The organism is Citrobacter sp. RHB25-C09, from assembly GCF_013836145.1.
In the GTDB taxonomy this organism is placed as follows: Bacteria; Pseudomonadota; Gammaproteobacteria; order Enterobacterales; family Enterobacteriaceae; genus Citrobacter_A.
Genome location: NZ_CP057483.1, coordinates 3,304,754 through 3,324,502 on the forward strand (window position 1 = coordinate 3,304,754; position 19,749 = coordinate 3,324,502).

General features: G+C 52.2%; 11 protein-coding genes, 1 tRNA gene and 3 rRNA genes. 6 read left to right on the forward strand and 9 right to left on the reverse strand.

What is annotated here, in order from left to right; all coding sequences use genetic code 11:
* Positions 1-267 precede the first annotated feature (267 nt).
* Entirely contained in the window at positions 268-957 is a 690-nt protein-coding gene (gene ung, locus HVY19_RS15640) for a uracil-DNA glycosylase (RefSeq protein ID WP_181681424.1), read from the forward strand.
* A 107-nt stretch (positions 958-1,064) separates the two neighbouring features.
* Here the strand turns inward: ung and HVY19_RS15645 are convergent, their stop codons facing one another.
* Positions 1,065-2,102, reverse strand: coding sequence for a tRNA/rRNA methyltransferase (locus HVY19_RS15645; protein ID WP_181681425.1), 1,038 nt, complete (start codon positions 2,100-2,102; stop codon positions 1,065-1,067).
* Between the two features lie 206 nt (positions 2,103-2,308).
* Between HVY19_RS15645 and trxC the strand changes: the two genes are divergently transcribed.
* The 5 genes from trxC to HVY19_RS15670 all read left to right on the forward strand — a co-directional run bounded on the left by trxC (position 2,309) and on the right by HVY19_RS15670 (position 8,027).
* Positions 2,309-2,728 (forward strand): thioredoxin TrxC, encoded by a 420-nt coding sequence (gene trxC / locus HVY19_RS15650; RefSeq protein ID WP_181681426.1) that lies wholly within the window; start codon positions 2,309-2,311, stop codon positions 2,726-2,728.
* 68 nt (positions 2,729-2,796) lie between these two features.
* The gene (gene tapT, locus HVY19_RS15655; protein ID WP_181681427.1) at positions 2,797-3,495 is read left to right on the forward strand and encodes a tRNA-uridine aminocarboxypropyltransferase; all 699 of its coding nucleotides are present in this window, start codon (positions 2,797-2,799) and stop codon (positions 3,493-3,495) included.
* A 35-nt stretch (positions 3,496-3,530) separates the two neighbouring features.
* A complete protein-coding gene (gene pat, locus HVY19_RS15660; protein WP_181681428.1) occupies positions 3,531-6,191 on the forward strand; it encodes a protein lysine acetyltransferase in 2,661 nt (886 codons plus the stop codon).
* 113 nt (positions 6,192-6,304) lie between these two features.
* Positions 6,305-7,660, forward strand: coding sequence for a CDP-diacylglycerol--serine O-phosphatidyltransferase (gene pssA, locus HVY19_RS15665; protein WP_181684300.1), 1,356 nt, complete (start codon positions 6,305-6,307; stop codon positions 7,658-7,660).
* Positions 7,661-7,703: 43 nt separating this feature from the next.
* The gene (locus tag HVY19_RS15670) at positions 7,704-8,027 is read left to right on the forward strand and encodes a YfiM family lipoprotein (RefSeq protein WP_181681429.1); all 324 of its coding nucleotides are present in this window, start codon (positions 7,704-7,706) and stop codon (positions 8,025-8,027) included.
* Here HVY19_RS15670 and HVY19_RS15675 read toward each other — a convergent pair.
* From HVY19_RS15675 to rluD, 8 genes are all read right to left on the reverse strand, one after another.
* Entirely contained in the window at positions 8,024-9,322 is a 1,299-nt protein-coding gene (locus tag HVY19_RS15675; RefSeq protein WP_181681430.1) for an MFS transporter, read from the reverse strand. The genes HVY19_RS15670 and HVY19_RS15675 overlap by 4 nt on opposite strands.
* Before the next feature lie 291 nt (positions 9,323-9,613).
* Positions 9,614-9,729 (reverse strand): 5S ribosomal RNA (rrf, locus tag HVY19_RS15680).
* A gap of 198 nt (positions 9,730-9,927) precedes the next feature.
* Positions 9,928-12,834: ribosomal RNA gene (locus HVY19_RS15685) — 23S ribosomal RNA — on the reverse strand.
* Between the two features lie 318 nt (positions 12,835-13,152).
* Positions 13,153-13,228: transfer RNA gene (locus HVY19_RS15690), tRNA-Glu, on the reverse strand.
* 84 nt (positions 13,229-13,312) lie between these two features.
* A 16S ribosomal RNA gene (locus HVY19_RS15695) occupies positions 13,313-14,854 on the reverse strand.
* Together the 16S, 23S and 5S rRNA genes with 1 tRNA gene alongside form the textbook arrangement of a ribosomal RNA operon.
* 454 nt (positions 14,855-15,308) lie before the next feature.
* Positions 15,309-17,882: an ATP-dependent chaperone ClpB gene (clpB, locus tag HVY19_RS15700; protein WP_181681431.1), complete on the reverse strand. Its 2,574-nt coding sequence runs from the start codon at positions 17,880-17,882 to the stop codon at positions 15,309-15,311.
* Between the two features lie 129 nt (positions 17,883-18,011).
* Positions 18,012-18,743 carry a purine nucleoside phosphorylase YfiH gene (gene yfiH / locus HVY19_RS15705; RefSeq protein ID WP_181681432.1) on the reverse strand — a complete coding sequence of 244 codons (732 nt, stop codon included), beginning with the start codon at positions 18,741-18,743 and terminating at the stop codon, positions 18,012-18,014.
* A complete protein-coding gene (gene rluD / locus HVY19_RS15710) occupies positions 18,740-19,720 on the reverse strand; it encodes a 23S rRNA pseudouridine(1911/1915/1917) synthase RluD (RefSeq protein WP_181681433.1) in 981 nt (326 codons plus the stop codon). The genes yfiH and rluD overlap by 4 nt, the downstream gene beginning before the upstream one ends.
* Positions 19,721-19,749 lie beyond the last annotated feature (29 nt).

The following is a 19,749-nucleotide window of genomic DNA, read 5'->3' on the forward strand; positions in this document are numbered from 1 at the left end:
CAATTGGTAAAACCATTGTTGCTTGAGTGTATATATACCCCCCCTACCCCCGCGATTCTTTGATTTAAATCAACAAAAACCACACCGTAAACATGGTGATGTAGTGAAATTATTGTTTTACATCAAGTTACGCATCATGAAAGTATCAACTTTTTACATAAATTTTCAACTTTACTCAGCGCGTTATGCTCAGGGTTCGGGAGAGAATTTTGCGCCATAGAAAGAAGCAGTTAAGCTAGGGAGATTGAAAATTCGCAGGAGAGCGAAATGACCACAGAATTAACCTGGCATGATGTACTGGCAGAAGAAAAACAGCAGCCCTACTTTGTAAATACGTTACACACCGTCGCCGAAGAACGTCAGGCTGGGGTAACCGTGTATCCGCCGCAAAAAGATGTGTTCAATGCGTTTCGCTTTACTGAACTGGGGGATGTCAAAGTCGTGATCCTTGGGCAGGATCCGTATCATGGCCCCGGGCAGGCCCATGGACTGGCATTCTCGGTACGTCCCGGGATTGCGACGCCACCATCATTACTCAACATGTATAAAGAGCTGGAAAATTCACTTCCCGGCTTTACCCGTCCGACTCACGGTTATCTGGAAAGCTGGGCGCGCCAGGGTGTGCTCCTGCTGAATACAGTGCTTACGGTTCGTGCCGGTCAGGCCCATTCACATGCCAGTCTGGGTTGGGAAACGTTTACCGATAAGGTAATCAGCCTCATCAATGAACATCGTGAAGGTGTCGTTTTTCTGCTCTGGGGTTCCCATGCTCAGAAAAAAGGGGCGATTATCGATCAGAAGCGTCACCATGTGCTGAAAGCTCCACATCCATCACCGCTGTCGGCACACCGTGGGTTCTTTGGCTGCAATCATTTTGTATTGGCAAATCAGTGGCTGGAACAACGTGGCGAGAAGCCGATCGACTGGATGCCAGTGTTACCGGCAGAAAGTGAGTAAGGTGAGTCAGTTTGCCAGATGGCGACGCTAATGCGGCTTATCCGGCCTACGGGTAGATCGCCGTATATTGGCCCGGCAAGCGTAGCGCTACCGGGCCTCAGTGTCAGTTACGCTTTGTTCTGACGCCACCATTCGGCGAGCAGCACGCCTGCAGCAACCGAAACGTTCAGGCTTTCAACATTGCCCGTGCCGTCAATTTTGACGCACAGATCGCTGGCGTCGCGCGCCGCTTCAGGCAGGCCTTCAGCTTCCTGCCCCAGCACCAGCACCATTTTTTCTGGCAGCTCGGTTTTGAACAGCGGTTTGCCATTCTCTCCGGAAGTGGTCACCACGGTGTATCCCGCCTGACGGAAGTCATCCAGAACATCAACAGTACTGTCGCCTGTAATGGGCTGAACGTGTTCTGCACCACCTTCGGCTGTACGAATCGCCGCACCAGATTCCAGCAGGGCTGCATCCTGTACCACAACGGCCTTCACACCAAAGTGGGCACAGCTGCGCATCATACCGCCGAGGTTATGCGGGTTAGATTCCTTTTCCAGTGCCAGAACACAGTCCTGCGTACCAGCCTGACTCACCCACTGCTTAACGGTAGTGCCGTTACGCTTTTTAATCAGGAAACAGACGCCGCCGTGATGCTCAGTACCAGAGGCTTTCGCCAGTTCAGCTTCATCAACCACATGATAGGCTTTGCGGTTCGCGGCCATCCAGCGTAGCGCCTCTTTAAAGCGAGGGGTGACGCTCTGAATGAACCATGCGCGAACAATCGCGTCCGGACGACTCTGGAACAGAGCCTGACAGGCATTTTCGCCGTAGACGCGGGTTTCTTCCGCGCGTTGACGACGCAATACTTCAGGGTCAATAAAGCTTTTACCGCTAATACCACCGTGATCGGCTTTTTCAGCCGTTTCATCACCCGGCGCACGAGACACGGTACGCCACGGTGAGTCCTCACGCTTGCGATCGCGGCTTTGAGAGGGTCTTTCATCGCGGGCGGGGCGACGGCCACCGTCAGCACGAGATTTTCCTGGACGCCCGCCCCCTTTCCCGGTACGCGGGTTATGGGTACGTTTATCAGAATCATCATCACTGCGGACATACATCACTTTGACCTTGCCGCTTTTATTTTTCAATTCATCGTTCATGCTTTTCTCCACCAGCGCTGCGCGAAGCGCGCAGATTACCTGATGTGCACCAGGTAAGCCATTATTTCATTTAAAAGCTTATGACTATTGTACGTATTGAATAAAACGCATTGTTGTTTAAAACAGTCTCATCGATAATATGTAACATATTGGAAACATACCGGCTTATCAGCCGCTCATTACACCTATCTATCCAGAGGTTAGTTATGAATACCGTTTGTACCAGCTGCCAGGCCATCAACCGCATTCCCGACGATCGGGTTGAAGATGCGGCAAAATGCGGACGCTGTGGTCACGATCTCTTCGACGGTGAGGTGATCAATGCGACCGGTGAAACGCTGGATAAACTGCTGAAAGACGATCTTCCCGTTGTGATCGACTTCTGGGCCCCCTGGTGCGGCCCGTGCCGTAACTTTGCGCCAATCTTCGAAGACGTCGCTGAAGAGCGCAGCGGCAAGGTTCGCTTCGTGAAAGTCAACACAGAAGCGGAACGTGAACTGAGCGCGCGATTCGGTATCCGTAGCATTCCGACGATTATGATCTTCAAAAATGGTCAGGTTGTCGACATGTTGAATGGCGCGGTACCTAAAGCGCCGTTTGACAGTTGGCTCAACGAATCACTGTAATCTCTCTGGGGCACATCTTGTGCCCCGTTTTCACCTCTGCGACAATAGCATTTTTCATCGCATTCTCTATGACTGAAAACGCTGTTCTTAAGCTTCGCGCAGAGCGCCTGGCGCGCGCCACTCGCCCTTTTCTCGCCAGAGGTAACCGCATCCGTCGCTGCCAGCGCTGTTTGCTGCCGCTCAAACTCTGTTTGTGCGAAACGCTGTCCCCCTCTCAGGCGAAAAGCCGTTTTTGCCTGGTGATGTTTGATACTGAACCGATGAAGCCAAGCAATACCGGGCGCCTTGTTGCCGATATTTTGCCTGACACGACCGCATTTCAGTGGTCTCGTACTGAGCCACCCCAGGCGCTGCTGGATCTTGTCAACACCCCGGATTACCAGCCGATGGTCGTTTTTCCTGCATCCTATGCCGGGGAAGCGCGTGAAGTGATTTTCACACCGCCTACAGGTAAACCACCGCTGTTTATTATGCTTGATGGCACCTGGCCGGAAGCGCGCAAAATGTTTCGTAAAAGCCCCTATCTCGACGCTCTGCCAGTGATTTCTGTGGATCTGTCGCGTCTTTCAACCTATCACCTGCGTGAAGTCCATGCCGAAGGGCAATACTGCACGGCAGAAGTGGCGATTGCCCTGCTGGACCTGGCCGATGATGCCACTGCAGCAAGCGCCCTGAGCGATCACTTCACCTGCTTCAAGACACGCTATCTTGCAGGAAAAACTCAACATCAGGGAAGCGTCACAGCAGAATCGGTAGAAAGCGTTTAAAATCATTCGGTCACTTTTGTGTAAGGGAAACCGGTATGAGTCAGCGAGGACTGGAAGCGCTTCTACGACCCAAATCAATCGCGGTGATCGGCGCATCAATGAAGCCCAACCGGGCGGGTTACCTGATGATGCGCAATCTGCTGGCGGGAGGTTTTAATGGTCCCGTCTTACCGGTGACGCCCACCTGGAAAGCCGTATTAGGCGTTCTGGCCTGGTCGGATATAGCCAGCCTCCCCTTTACCCCCGACCTGGCTGTACTGTGTACCAACGCCAGTCGTAACCTGGCATTACTGGAAGCGTTGGGGGAAAAAGGGTGTAAAACCTGCATAATCCTCTCTGCGCCAGCGACTCAAAAAAGTGAACTCCTCAGCTGCGCGCAACGCTTTAACATGCGCTTACTGGGGCCAAATAGCCTGGGACTTCTTGCTCCGTGGCAAGGTCTGAATGCCAGCTTTTCTCCCGTTCCTATTAAGCGCGGCAAGCTGGCTTTTATTTCTCAGTCCGCCGCTGTGTCCAATACCATCCTCGACTGGGCGCAACAGCGGGAGATGGGTTTCTCCTACTTTATTGCGTTGGGCGATAGTCTGGACATTGATGTCGACGAGCTGCTGGACTACCTGGCGCGCGACAGCAAAACCAGTGCAATTTTGCTTTACCTTGAACATCTCAGCGATGCACGGCGCTTTGTGTCCGCAGCGCGCAGTGCCTCGCGTAACAAGCCGATACTGGTGATTAAAAGCGGCCGCAGCCCGGCAGCACAGCGTTTGTTACACTCCAGCGCCGGAATGGACCCTGCATGGGACGCCGCCATCCAGCGCGCCGGTTTGCTGCGTGTGCGCGATACCCACGAACTCTTTTCAGCGGTCGAAACGCTCAGTCATATGCGGCCATTGCGTGGCGACAGATTGATGATCATCAGTAACGGTGCTGCGCCTGCGGCGTTGGCGCTTGATGAGCTTTGGGTGCGCAACGGTAAGCTGGCCACGTTGAGCGAAGAAACCAGCCAAAAACTGCGCGATGCGCTACCACAACACGTTGAAGTAGCAAACCCGCTTGATCTTCGGGATGACGCCAGTATTGAGCACTACTCTTTATCCCTGGATATCCTGCTTGCCAGTCAGGATTTTGACGCTTTGCTGGTGATTCACTCCCCAAGTGCCGCAGCGCCTGGCACCGAAAGCGCCCAGGCGTTGATTGAAACGATCAAACACCATCCACGCGGCAAATTCATTTCGCTGTTAACTAACTGGTGCGGGGAGCATTCATCACAGGAAGCCCGACGGCTATTCAGTGAAGCCGGTGTGCCCACCTACCGTACACCGGAAGGCACCATCACCGCTTTTATGCACATGGTGGAGTACCGGCGAAACCAGAAACAACTGCGGGAAACGCCCGCCCTGCCCAGTAACCTGACGACCAATACCCTGGCAGCGCACGATCTCCTGCAGCAGGCGATTGCTGACGGTGCCAGTTCGCTCGACACGCATGAAGTTCAGCCAATTCTTCAGGCCTATGGTTTACATACTCTCCCGACCTGGATTGCCAGCGACAGCGCCGAAGCGGTGCATATTGCCGAGCAGATCGGCTACCCGGTCGCGCTGAAGTTACGTTCGCCGGATATCCCACATAAATCTGAAGTTCAGGGCGTTATGCTCTATTTGCGTACAGCAAACGAAGTGCAACAGGCCGCCAATGCCATTTTTGACCGCGTGAAGATGGCCTGGCCGCAGGCGCGCATTCACGGACTGCTGGTGCAAAGCATGGCGAACCGTGCGGGTGCACAGGAACTTCGCGTTGTGGTTGAACACGATCCGGTATTTGGTCCCCTGATCATGCTGGGTGAAGGCGGCGTTGAGTGGCGTCCTGAAGAGCAGGCCGTGGTGGCGTTACCACCGCTGAACATGAATCTTGCACGTTATTTAGTCATTCAGGGGATCAAGAGCAAAAAGATCCGCGGTCGTAGTGCGCTGCGTCCGCTGGATGTTGCTGGTTTAAGCCAACTGCTGGTACAGGTTTCCAACCTGATTGTTGACTGTCCTGAAATTCAGCGGCTCGATATTCACCCGCTGCTGGCTTCTGCCGGGGAATTCACGGCGCTTGACGTCACGCTGGATATCGCCCCCTTCACGGGCGACAATGAAAGCCGTCTCGCTGTCCGCCCTTATCCTCAGCAATTAGAGGAGTGGGTGGAATTGAAAAATGGCGATCGTTGTCTGTTCCGTCCTATCCTGCCTGAAGACGAGCCACAACTTCAGCAGTTCATTTCTCAGGTCACAAAAGAAGATCTTTACTACCGTTACTTTAGCGAGATCAACGAATTTACTCATGAAGATTTAGCTAACATGACCCAGATCGACTACGATCGGGAAATGGCGTTTGTTGCGGTAAGACGCGTTGATCAAACTGAAGAGATCCTTGGCGTAACGCGTGCCATCTCCGACCCGGATAATATCGATGCAGAATTTGCTGTGCTGGTTCGTTCAGATCTCAAAGGGTTAGGATTAGGTCGCCGGTTAATGGAAAAATTGATTACCTATACACGCGATCACGGACTCAGTCGGCTGAATGGTATTACGATGCCAAATAATCGTGGCATGGTGGCGCTGGCTCGCAAGCTCGGTTTCAGCGTCGATATCCAACTTGAAGAGGGTATCGTTGGGCTGACGCTGAACCTGGCAAAGCCTGGTGAGTCATGAGTAAGGCACTGGAAATGTTGACCACTTTTCATCGGACAGTGTTATCATTGCCCGCTTATGTCGTCTGCATTGTACAGACGACCCTTCAATGAACAGAGAAGAAATGCACTGTGATGTTGTCAAAATTTAAGCGTAATAAACATCAACAACACCTTGCCCAACTACCTAAGATTTCTCAATCAGTTGATGATGTCGATTTCTTTTACGCTCCCGCTAATTTCAGGGAGATCTTGCTGGAGAAGATAGCCAGCGCGAAGAACCGTATTTGCATTGTTGCTCTGTATCTGGAGCAAGATGACGGCGGTAAAGGCATTCTGAATGCGCTCTACGAGGCTAAACGGCAACGTCCTGAACTGGATGTTCGCGTTCTTGTCGACTGGCACCGTGCCCAGCGCGGGCGAATTGGCGCTGCGGCTGCCAACACCAATGCTGACTGGTATTGCCGGATGGCGCATGAAAATCCAGGTGTAGACGTCCCCGTTTATGGCGTCCCGGTTAATACTCGGGAAGCCCTCGGCGTATTGCATTTTAAAGGATTCATCATTGACGACAGCGTTCTCTATAGCGGTGCCAGTCTGAATGACGTTTATCTGCATCAGCATGATAAATACCGTTACGATCGGTATCAGCTGATTCGTAATGCGCAAATGGCTGACATCATGTTCGAATGGGTCACGCAGAACCTGATGAACGGCCGGGGCGTTAATCGTCTGGATAATACGCAGCGCCCGAAAAGCCCTGAAATTAAAAACGATATTCGCCTGTATCGTCAGGAGTTACGCGATGCCTCATACCAATTCCAGGGTAACGCTGACAACGAACAGTTGTCCGTAACTCCGCTTGTGGGGCTGGGAAAATCCAGCTTACTGAATAAGACCATTTTCCATCTTATGCCCTGTGCGGAGCATAAGCTCACGATTTGTACCCCCTATTTCAACCTGCCAGCTATTCTTGTGCGGAACATCATTCAGTTGCTTCGCGAAGGGAAGAAGGTTGAGATCATCGTCGGTGATAAAACGGCGAATGATTTTTACATTCCAGAAAATGAACCCTTCAAGATTATCGGCGCACTGCCTTATCTCTATGAAATTAACCTGCGCCGCTTCCTGAGCCGCTTACAGTATTACGTTAATACCGATCAACTGGTCGTTCGTCTGTGGAAAGATGATGACAATACGTACCATCTGAAAGGAATGTGGGTTGATGATAAGTGGATGCTGCTAACCGGGAACAACCTTAACCCGCGAGCGTGGCGCCTGGATCTTGAAAACGCGATCCTGATCCACGATCCTAAGCAGGAACTGGCTCCGCAGAGAGAAAAAGAGCTGGAGCTGATCCGTACCAATACAACAATCGTGAAACATTATCGCGATTTGCAAAGTATTGCCGACTATCCGGTTAAAGTACGCAAACTGATCCGTCGATTACGCCGTATTCGCATTGACAGACTGATCAGCCGCATTCTGTAAGCAAAACCCCGTCCTGAACGGGGTTTTTTCTATGGAGAAAACGGTGCGCATTACTGTTCTTTTGTGTGGATTCATCCTTTCCGGCTGTAGCCATATGGCGCAGGATAAGTGGGGCGGTCAGGATAAAGCTCAGCATTTTATCGCGTCGGCAATGCTCTCAGCGGCGGGCAATGAATACGCGCAGCATCAGGGGTTGAACCGCGACCGCAGCGCAGCTTTTGGTGTGATATTTTCACTAAGTCTGGGGGCGTCGAAGGAGCTTTGGGACAGCCGCCCCGATGGGAGCGGCTGGAGCTGGAAAGATTTTGCCTGGGATGTGGCAGGTGCGACGACCGGCTACGCTCTCTGGCAAATGGCACATTACTAAAGACGTAACCCTTTCCCTTTGCGATGCAACATGAGCGATACCAGAAACGCCACTATTGCCATCGCGGTGACATACCAAAAGAATGACGTTTCCATTCCGACAGATTTGAGCGACAGGGCAACGTATTCTGCAGATCCGCCAAACAGGGCATTTGCCACGGCATAAGAAAGGCCAACCCCCAAAGCGCGAACCTGTGCCGGAAACATTTCAGCCTTCAGGATACCGCTTATTGACGTATAAAAGCTGACTATCAATAACGCGCACATCACCAGACCAAACGCAGCATACGGCGAAGTGACATTCTGAAGCGCAGACAAAATAGGTACAGTGAACAATGTCGCCAACGCACCGAAACACAGCATGGAAGTACGTCGACCAATTCTGTCAGAGAGTGCGCCAAATAGCGGCTGCACGAGCATATAGACGAACAGCGCGGCCGTCATAATTCCGCTGGCTACGTTAGCATGCATGCCTGCTGTGTTGACCAGATATTTCTGCATGTAGGTGGTAAAGGTATAAAAGCAGAGCGATCCTGCGGCGGTAAACCCCAGAACCATAATGAACGCTTTGCGGTTTCGCCATAACCCCTTCAAAGAACCCGCCTCTTTCAGGGCGCGCGTTTCTTGCTTTGAGGTTTCATCCAGTTGGCGACGTAGCCAGAGTGCAACAACGGCCAGTACTGCACCTAATGCAAAGGGAATACGCCAGCCCCACTCTCTTAGCGAGGCATCATCTAACGTGTGCTGAAGGACAACCACGACCAGCAGCGCTAGTAATTGCCCGCCAATTAACGTAACATATTGAAAAGAAGCGTAGAACCCTTTGCGCCCTTCTACAGCAACTTCGCTCATGTAGGTTGCGCTCGTGCCGTATTCTCCTCCGACAGATAATCCCTGAAACAAGCGCGCCAGGAGCAACAGTGCAGGAGCCCAGGTACCGATAGAGTCATAGCCCGGCAGGCAGGCAATAACCAGCGATCCCATACACATCATGCACACGGACAAAAGCATGGATTTTTTGCGGCCATGCTTATCCGCGATCCGACCAAATAACCAGCCGCCAATGGGACGCATCAAAAAGCCAGCAGCAAAGACGCCTGCGGTTTGCAAAAGTTGAGTCGTGGTATTTCCAGATGGGAAAAAAATGTGGGCAAAGTAGAGCGAACAAAAAGAGTAAACGTAGAAATCAAACCATTCCACCAGATTCCCGGATGACGCCCCTACAATCGCCCATATACGACGTCGGGTATCACTCTCTTCCAGCGACCCGCTCGCAGTGACACTGCTTTCTGTCATTTGAATTAAACTCCTGCCAAATATCCGATGGCGCTCATCGGTTGTGTTTGCTATTTTTTTAGTAAACGGAATGTTATATAATTGTTATATAATAATGTGTGACAGGGATCGCGGTTTCAGTTAGCAGGAATAGAACTCGGAGTAAGGCCAGGAATTTCGGGTTGGGTTAGGCAGCGATGACGTTGTAGGTCGGCGCTGTAGGCCTGATAAGGCGAAGCCGCCATCCGGCAACTCTGCGGGGTAAAAACGCAAAAAGCCCATCCGTCAGGATGGGCTCTTCACTTATTTGATGCCTGGCAGTTCCCTACTCTCACATGGGGAGACCCCACACTACCATCGGCGCTACGGCGTTTCACTTCTGAGTTCGGCATGGGGTCAGGTGGGACCACCGCGCTAAAGCCGCCAGGCAAATTCTTTGTGCTCAGTACGCAATATTTTATCGCATCAGCTGCGTTGGCCGCATTCGCGAACCTCAGTCACATACTTATGTATGCTCCTTCCGTCGCTTCACTTGCCGCCTTGCCGCTGCGCAAACTATTGCGCACTACAATCTGTAATCAAAGCTGAAAATTCTCTCAATTCCGCCAAAACATCTTCGGCGTTGTAAGGTTAAGCCTCACGGTTCATTAGTACCGGTTAGCTCAACGCATCGCTGCGCTTACACACCCGGCCTATCAACGTCGTCGTCTTCAACGTTCCTTCAGGAGACTTATAGTCTCAGGGAGAACTCATCTCGGGGCAAGTTTCGTGCTTAGATGCTTTCAGCACTTATCTCTTCCGCATTTAGCTACCGGGCAGTGCCATTGGCATGACAACCCGAACACCAGTGATGCGTCCACTCCGGTCCTCTCGTACTAGGAGCAGCCCCCCTCAATTCTCCAGCGCCCACGGCAGATAGGGACCGAACTGTCTCACGACGTTCTAAACCCAGCTCGCGTACCACTTTAAATGGCGAACAGCCATACCCTTGGGACCTACTTCAGCCCCAGGATGTGATGAGCCGACATCGAGGTGCCAAACACCGCCGTCGATATGAACTCTTGGGCGGTATCAGCCTGTTATCCCCGGAGTACCTTTTATCCGTTGAGCGATGGCCCTTCCATTCAGAACCACCGGATCACTAAGACCTGCTTTCGCACCTGCTCGCGCCGTCACGCTCGCAGTCAAGCTAGCTTATGCCTTTGCACTAACCTCCTGATGTCCGACCAGGATTAGCTAACCTTCGTGCTCCTCCGTTACTCTTTAGGAGGAGACCGCCCCAGTCAAACTACCCACCAGACACTGTCCGCAACCCGGATCACGGGCCTACGTTAGAACACCAGCCATTAAAGGGTGGTATTTCAAGGGCGGCTCCACGCAGACTGGCGTCCACGCTTCAAAGCCTCCCACCTATCCTACACATCAAGGACCAGTGTTCAGTGTCAAGCTATAGTAAAGGTTCACGGGGTCTTTCCGTCTTGCCGCGGGTACACTGCATCTTCACAGCGAGTTCAATTTCACTGAGTCTCGGGTGGAGACAGCCTGGCCATCATTACGCCATTCGTGCAGGTCGGAACTTACCCGACAAGGAATTTCGCTACCTTAGGACCGTTATAGTTACGGCCGCCGTTTACCGGGGCTTCGATCAAGAGCTTCTCCTTACGGATAACCCCATCAATTAACCTTCCGGCACCGGGCAGGCGTCACACCGTATACGTCCACTTTCGTGTTTGCACAGTGCTGTGTTTTTAATAAACAGTTGCAGCCAGCTGGTATCTTCGACTGATTTCAGCTCCACGAGCACGTCGCTTCACCTACATATCAGCGTGCCTTCTCCCGAAGTTACGGCACCATTTTGCCTAGTTCCTTCACCCGAGTTCTCTCAAGCGCCTTGGTATTCTCTACCTGACCACCTGTGTCGGTTTGGGGTACGATCTGATGTTACCTGATGCTTAGAGGCTTTTCCTGGAAGCAGGGCATTTGTCACTTCAGCACCGTAGTGCCTCGTCATCACGCCTCAGTGTTAAAGTGAACCGGATTTACCTGGTACACACACCTACACGCTTAAACCGGGACAACCGTCGCCCGGCCAACATAGCCTTCTCCGTCCCCCCTTCGCAGTAACACCAGGTACAGGAATATTAACCTGTTTCCCATCGACTACGCCTTTCGGCCTCGCCTTAGGGGTCGACTCACCCTGCCCCGATTAACGTTGGACAGGAACCCTTGGTCTTCCGGCGAGCGGGCTTTTCACCCGCTTTATCGTTACTTATGTCAGCATTCGCACTTCTGATACCTCCAGCATACCTCACAGTACACCTTCACAGGCTTACAGAACGCTCCCCTACCCAACAACACATAGTGTCGCTGCCGCAGCTTCGGTGCATGGTTTAGCCCCGTTACATCTTCCGCGCAGGCCGACTCGACCAGTGAGCTATTACGCTTTCTTTAAATGATGGCTGCTTCTAAGCCAACATCCTGGCTGTCTGAGCCTTCCCACATCGTTTCCCACTTAACCATGACTTTGGGACCTTAGCTGGCGGTCTGGGTTGTTTCCCTCTTCACGACGGACGTTAGCACCCGCCGTGTGTCTCCCGTGATAACATTCTTCGGTATTCGTAGTTTGCATCGGGTTGGTAAGTCGGGATGACCCCCTAGCCGAAACAGTGCTCTACCCCCGAAGATGAATTCACGAGGCGCTACCTAAATAGCTTTCGGGGAGAACCAGCTATCTCCCGGTTTGATTGGCCTTTCACCCCCAGCCACAAGTCATCCGCTAATTTTTCAACATTAGTCGGTTCGGTCCTCCAGTTAGTGTTACCCAACCTTCAACCTGCCCATGGCTAGATCACCGGGTTTCGGGTCTATACCCTGCAACTTAACGCCCAGTTAAGACTCGGTTTCCCTTCGGCTCCCCTATTCGGTTAACCTTGCTACAGAATATAAGTCGCTGACCCATTATACAAAAGGTACGCAGTCACCCCATAAAAGAGGCTCCCACTGCTTGTACGTACACGGTTTCAGGTTCTTTTTCACTCCCCTCGCCGGGGTTCTTTTCGCCTTTCCCTCACGGTACTGGTTCACTATCGGTCAGTCAGGAGTATTTAGCCTTGGAGGATGGTCCCCCCATATTCAGACAGGATACCACGTGTCCCGCCCTACTCATCGAGCTCACAACATGTGTGATTTTGTGTACGGGGCTGTCACCCTGTATCGCCGGCCTTTCCAGACCGTTCCACTACCACATATGCTGATTCAGGCTCTGGGCTGCTCCCCGTTCGCTCGCCGCTACTGGGGGAATCTCGGTTGATTTCTTTTCCTCGGGGTACTTAGATGTTTCAGTTCCCCCGGTTCGCCTCGTTAACCTATGTATTCAGTTAACGATAGTGCAACGAATTGCACTGGGTTTCCCCATTCGGACATCGCCGGCTATAACGGTTCATATCACCTTACCGACGCTTTTCGCAGATTAGCACGTCCTTCATCGCCTCTGACTGCCAGGGCATCCACCGTGTACGCTTAGTCGCTTAACCTCACAACCCGAAGATGTCTTGTTCTGTCCGGTTTGTTGCGCGTTGTGAATACTGCGTTGTTCCGTACTCGCGATGCTCATGGACATTAAGTCCACTGCGCTCGCTGCGTGCGGTACGCCTTGTCTTCACTTCGCTCACTTCACCTTTTACAGGTTATCTTCTGATTGCGAAAATTTGAGAGACTCGAACACACATTGACTGTGTGTCGTTTCAATTTTCAGCTTGATCCAGATTTTTAAAGAGCAAATATCTCAAACATGACTCGTAAGTCAGTTTTGAGATATGACGGCCGGTGACTTTCACTCACAAACCAGCAAGTGGCGTCCCCTAGGGGATTCGAACCCCTGTTACCGCCGTGAAAGGGCGGTGTCCTGGGCCTCTAGACGAAGGGGACGTAAAGTCTCAATCGCAAGACGCCTTGCTATTTACTTTTCATCAGACAATCTGTGTGGACACTACAAAGGCAGGTTCTTTAAGGTAAGGAGGTGATCCAACCGCAGGTTCCCCTACGGTTACCTTGTTACGACTTCACCCCAGTCATGAATCACAAAGTGGTAAGCGCCCTCCCGAAGGTTAAGCTACCTACTTCTTTTGCAACCCACTCCCATGGTGTGACGGGCGGTGTGTACAAGGCCCGGGAACGTATTCACCGTGGCATTCTGATCCACGATTACTAGCGATTCCGACTTCATGGAGTCGAGTTGCAGACTCCAATCCGGACTACGACATACTTTATGAGGTCCGCTTGCTCTCGCGAGGTCGCTTCTCTTTGTATATGCCATTGTAGCACGTGTGTAGCCCTGGTCGTAAGGGCCATGATGACTTGACGTCATCCCCACCTTCCTCCAGTTTATCACTGGCAGTCTCCTTTGAGTTCCCGGCCGGACCGCTGGCAACAAAGGATAAGGGTTGCGCTCGTTGCGGGACTTAACCCAACATTTCACAACACGAGCTGACGACAGCCATGCAGCACCTGTCTCACAGTTCCCGAAGGCACAAATCCATCTCTGGATTCTTCTGTGGATGTCAAGACCAGGTAAGGTTCTTCGCGTTGCATCGAATTAAACCACATGCTCCACCGCTTGTGCGGGCCCCCGTCAATTCATTTGAGTTTTAACCTTGCGGCCGTACTCCCCAGGCGGTCGACTTAACGCGTTAGCTCCGGAAGCCACGCCTCAAGGGCACAACCTCCAAGTCGACATCGTTTACGGCGTGGACTACCAGGGTATCTAATCCTGTTTGCTCCCCACGCTTTCGCACCTGAGCGTCAGTCTTTGTCCAGGGGGCCGCCTTCGCCACCGGTATTCCTCCAGATCTCTACGCATTTCACCGCTACACCTGGAATTCTACCCCCCTCTACAAGACTCTAGCCTGCCAGTTTCGAATGCAGTTCCCAGGTTGAGCCCGGGGATTTCACATCCGACTTGACAGACCGCCTGCGTGCGCTTTACGCCCAGTAATTCCGATTAACGCTTGCACCCTCCGTATTACCGCGGCTGCTGGCACGGAGTTAGCCGGTGCTTCTTCTGCGGGTAACGTCAATTGCTGAGGTTATTAACCTCAACACCTTCCTCCCCGCTGAAAGTACTTTACAACCCGAAGGCCTTCTTCATACACGCGGCATGGCTGCATCAGGCTTGCGCCCATTGTGCAATATTCCCCACTGCTGCCTCCCGTAGGAGTCTGGACCGTGTCTCAGTTCCAGTGTGGCTGGTCATCCTCTCAGACCAGCTAGGGATCGTCGCCTTGGTGAGCCGTTACCTCACCAACAAGCTAATCCCATCTGGGCACATCCGATGGCAAGAGGCCCGAAGGTCCCCCTCTTTGGTCTTGCGACGTTATGCGGTATTAGCTACCGTTTCCAGTAGTTATCCCCCTCCATCGGGCAGTTTCCCAGACATTACTCACCCGTCCGCCACTCGTCAGCAAAGCAGCAAGCTGCTTCCTGTTACCGTTCGACTTGCATGTGTTAGGCCTGCCGCCAGCGTTCAATCTGAGCCATGATCAAACTCTTCAATTTAAGTTTGATGCTCGTAGAATTAAACTTCGTAATGAATTACGTGTTCACTCTTTGAGACTTGGTATTCATTTAGTGTCCGAGGACATTAAGAATCCATGTCACTTTGAGTGCCCACACAGATTGTCTGATAAATTGTTAAAGAGCAGTGCCGCTTCGCTTTTTCTCAGCGGCGCGGGGTGTGCATATTACGCTTCCCCGCTTCAGAGTCAAGCGTTTATTTTCGCTTTTCTCTGTGAGGTTCTGGTCTGAACCCCGCTGACCCGGCGGCTTGCGTGCCGTTGTTCCGTGTCAGTGGAGGCGCATTATAGGGACTAATTTCCGGCTGACAAGTCAAAAACACAAAAAACCTTTCAACCGCTCACTTTCCAGGCAAAACTCACCAGAAATGGCTATTATTGGCTGGTTTTTAAACAAAAAAGGGCTCCGGAGAGCCCTTTTAATATTTCACCGCACGTTACTGAACTGCGACAATCTGCCCATTGTTCTCTTCAAGGCGAATCGTTTTACCTGGAATAAGCTCACCCGACAGGATTTGCTGCGCCAGCGGGTTTTCGATTTGCTGTTGAATTGCGCGTTTCAATGGCCGTGCGCCATACACCGGATCGTAGCCGTTAGCACTCAGCAGTTTCAGCGCGTCATCAGAGATGTGGATTTCGTAGCCACGATCTTCCAGACGTTTGTAAAGACGCTGCAACTGGATCTGCGCAATAGCGGCAATGTGCTGTTCACCCAGCGGATGGAATACAACAACTTCATCTATACGGTTAATGAATTCCGGGCGGAAGTTATGACTCACAACACCGAGCACAAGCTCTTTCATATGGCCGTAGTCAAGCTCACCGAAACGTTCCTGAATCAGATCGGAGCCCAGGTTTGAGGTCATGATGACCACCGTATTACGGAAGTCGACCGTTCTGCCCTGCCCGTCCGTCAGGCGTCCGTCGTCCAGCACCTGCAACAGTATGTTGAACACATCAGGATGTGCTTTTTCTACTTCATCCAGCAGAATCACAGAATAAGGGCGACGGCGTACCGCTTCTGTCAGGTAGCCCCCTTCTTCATAACCAACATATCCTGGAGGCGCACCGACCAGACGAGAGACAGAGTGTTTCTCCATAAACTCGGACATGTCGATACGCACCATCGCGTCATCGCTATCAAACATGAAGTTTGCCAGTGCCTTACACAATTCGGTTTTACCGACCCCGGTTGGACCGAGGAACAGGAAGGAGCCGATTGGGCGGTTCGGATCCGCCAGACCTGCGCGGCTACGACGAATCGCGTTCGATACCGCTTCCACCGCTTCATTTTGACCAATCACGCGGCTGTGTAATTCCTGCTCCATGCGCAGCAGTTTTTCACGTTCGCCTTCCAGCATTCTCGCAACTGGGATACCGGTCCAGCGCGCCAGCACTTCGGCAATTTCCGCATCCGTCACTTTATTACGCAACAGACGCATCGTCTTACCTTCTGACTGCGTGGCCGCTTCCAGTTGTTTTTCCAGTTCCGGAATTTTCCCGTACTGAAGCTCAGACATGCGCGCGAGATCGCCCACGCGACGCGCCTGTTCGATAGCGATCTTCGCCTGCTCCAGTTCAGCTTTAATCGTCTGCGTTCCGGAAAGCGATGCTTTTTCGGCTTTCCACTCTTCTTCTAACTCAGAGTACTGGCGCTCTTTATCATCCAGTTCTTCGTTAAGCATATCGAGGCGTTTCTTGCTCGCCTCATCAGACTCTTTCATTAACGCCTGCTGTTCCAGTTTGAGCTGGATGATACGGCGGTCGAGTCTGTCGAGCTCCTCTGGCTTGGAGTCAATTTGCATACGAATGCTCGACGCGGCTTCATCGATCAGGTCGATGGCTTTGTCCGGCAGCTGACGGTCTGCAATGTAGCGGTGAGACAGCGTTGCTGCCGCCACTATCGCCGGGTCGGTAATCTGCACATGGTGGTGCAGCTCATAGCGTTCTTTCAAACCACGCAAAATAGCGATGGTATCTTCAACACTTGGCTCAGCCACAAACACTTTCTGGAAGCGACGCTCCAGTGCCGCATCTTTTTCGATGTACTGGCGATATTCGTCAAGGGTAGTCGCCCCCACGCAGTGCAATTCACCTCGCGCAAGCGCTGGTTTGAGCATGTTACCGGCATCCATAGCGCCGTCAGCTTTTCCCGCGCCCACCATGGTGTGCAGTTCGTCGATAAACAGAATGACATTACCTTCCTGTTTAGCGAGATCGTTCAGCACCCCTTTTAAGCGCTCTTCGAATTCACCACGGTATTTGGCACCTGCCACCAGCGCACCCATATCCAGCGCCAGTACACGACGACCTTTCAAACCTTCCGGCACTTCACCGTTAATAATGCGCTGCGCCAGTCCTTCCACAATCGCCGTTTTACCGACGCCAGGCTCACCAATCAACACCGGGTTATTTTTAGTACGGCGTTGCAGTACCTGAATGGTACGGCGGATCTCTTCATCACGGCCGATCACCGGATCGAGCTTACCCTGCTCGGCACGCTCGGTCAGGTCGACAGTGTACTTTTTCAAAGCCTGACGTTGATCTTCAGCTCCTTGATCGTTCACGGTTTCACCTCCTCGCATCTGTTCAATTGCCTGAGTGATGTTGGCCGTCGTTACCCCCGCCGATTTCAGAAGATCGGCGAGCGTGCCACGCGACTCAAGCGCCGCCAGAACAAACAGTTCCGACGAAATAAAGTTGTCCCCACGTTTTTGCGCCAACTTGTCGCAAAGATTCAGTACCCGCACCAGATCTTGTGACGGCTGCACATCGCCACCGGTACCTTCCACCTGTGGTAAACGGCTCAATGCCTGATCGATGGCAGTGCGTAACTGGCCGGCATTAATGCCAGCAGACGTTAACAAAGGACGTATTGATCCCCCTTCCTGATTCAGCAAGGCGCTCATTAAATGAAGAGGTTCGATAAATTGGTTGTCGTGCCCCAGTGCGAGCGACTGGGCATCGGCAAGAGCAAGCTGGAATTTATTAGTAAGACGATCCAGACGCATAACTCCTCCCATAACAGGTCTATTTTGCTACTGGAGATTAAATGAGGTCATCCCTCAATTATTCAAGGTTAATGACCTGAATTATGTGAAAAGAAAACGGCGCGTGCCGGATCGTCTTGATTCTTTAGGTTATATCAGCCAAATAAAACTTGCCATACGACCCGTGATCTTGTCGCGACGATAAGAGAAGAACGTCTCATTTTCGCTAAATGTACAGCGTTCTCCGCCGTAGATTTGTTGAACGCCGACATTTTCCAGACGCTGGCGCGCAAGCTGGTAAATGTCCGCCAGATATTTTTCGCCGCAAGACATGAAAGCACGTTGCGCATTGGCGTCTTTTTCCATAAACGCCGCACGCACTTCTGCGCCCACCTCAAATGCTGAGGGACCGATTGCCGGACCTAACCAGGCAAGAATGTTCTCGGGACGATCGGCGAAACAGGAAACCGTCTCTTCCAGTACGCCTTCACATAACCCACGCCAGCCCGCATGGGCCGCCGCGACTTCCGTCCCTGCACGGTTACAAAACAGAACCGGCAGGCAATCTGCCGTCATTACCGCACAAACGGTGCCCGGCGTATTGCTGTAGGATGCGTCCGCACGTTTAGACGCATAAGGCTCGCCGGTCAGTTTCAGGACATCTTTACCATGGACCTGTTCCAACCAGACCGGTTTTGAGGGCAAAGTACCCGCAGCAAACAGACGTTTGCGGTTCTCTTCCACATGCTCCGGGTTATCGCCGCAATGGGCGCCCAAATTAAGGGAATCATACGGCGGTAAACTTACTCCGCCAATACGCGTGGAACTACAGGCTGCAACCCCTTCAGGCAGCGGCCACTGCGGGACAATAAGCTTACTCATAGCCAGGCCACGTCATCCTTATGTTCTTCAAAGTCGGCGCGCAGCGCGTCAATCAATTCCACCATATCCTGTGGGATTGGCGCATGCCACTCCATTTCGATCCCAGAGATCGGGTGGTATAACCGCAGCATGGTGGCATGCAGCGCCTGACGGTCAAACTTACGCAGGGTTGTAATGAATTCTTCCGATGCGCCTTTCGGCGGACGCGGACGACCACCATAGACCTGATCGCCCACCAGCGGATGGGTGATATGTGCCATATGAACGCGGATCTGGTGGGTACGTCCCGTTTCCAGACGTAAACGCAGACGCGTGTGAATCCGGAAATGTTCCATAATACGATAGTGGGTCACCGCAGGTTTCCCCATCGGGTGTACCGACATATGCGTACGTTTGGTCGGGTGGCGGCTGATAGGTTCATCCACCGTCCCCCCTGCCGTCATATGACCAATGGCGACCGCTTCATATTCGCGGGTGATTTCGCGCAGTTGCAAAGCTTCAACCAGACGCGTTTGTGCTGGAACGGTTTTCGCCACGACCATCAGGCCGGTCGTATCTTTATCCAGACGGTGGACAATGCCCGCGCGCGGGACGTCAGCAATCGGCGGGTAATAATGCAGTAACGCATTGAGTACCGTACCATCAGGGTTACCTGCACCAGGATGAACAACCAGATCGCGTGGTTTGTTGATAACAATAATGTCATCATCTTCATAAACGATATCCAGTGGGATATCCTGTGGTTCGAAGCGGATGTCTTCATCAATCTCAGCATCGATGCTGACGAGTTCTCCGCCTAAGACTTTTTCTTTGGGTTTGTCGCAAAGTTTACCGTTGACCAGCACGCGCTGATCGAGAATCCATTCTTTTATGCGCGATCGCGAATAATCAGGGAACATTTCGGCCAAAGCTTGATCTAAGCGTTGACCGAGTTGATTTTCGGAGACCGTTGCGTTGAGTTGTACTCGTTGTGCCATATACAGCTTCTTCGTTTAACGTTGGGTTT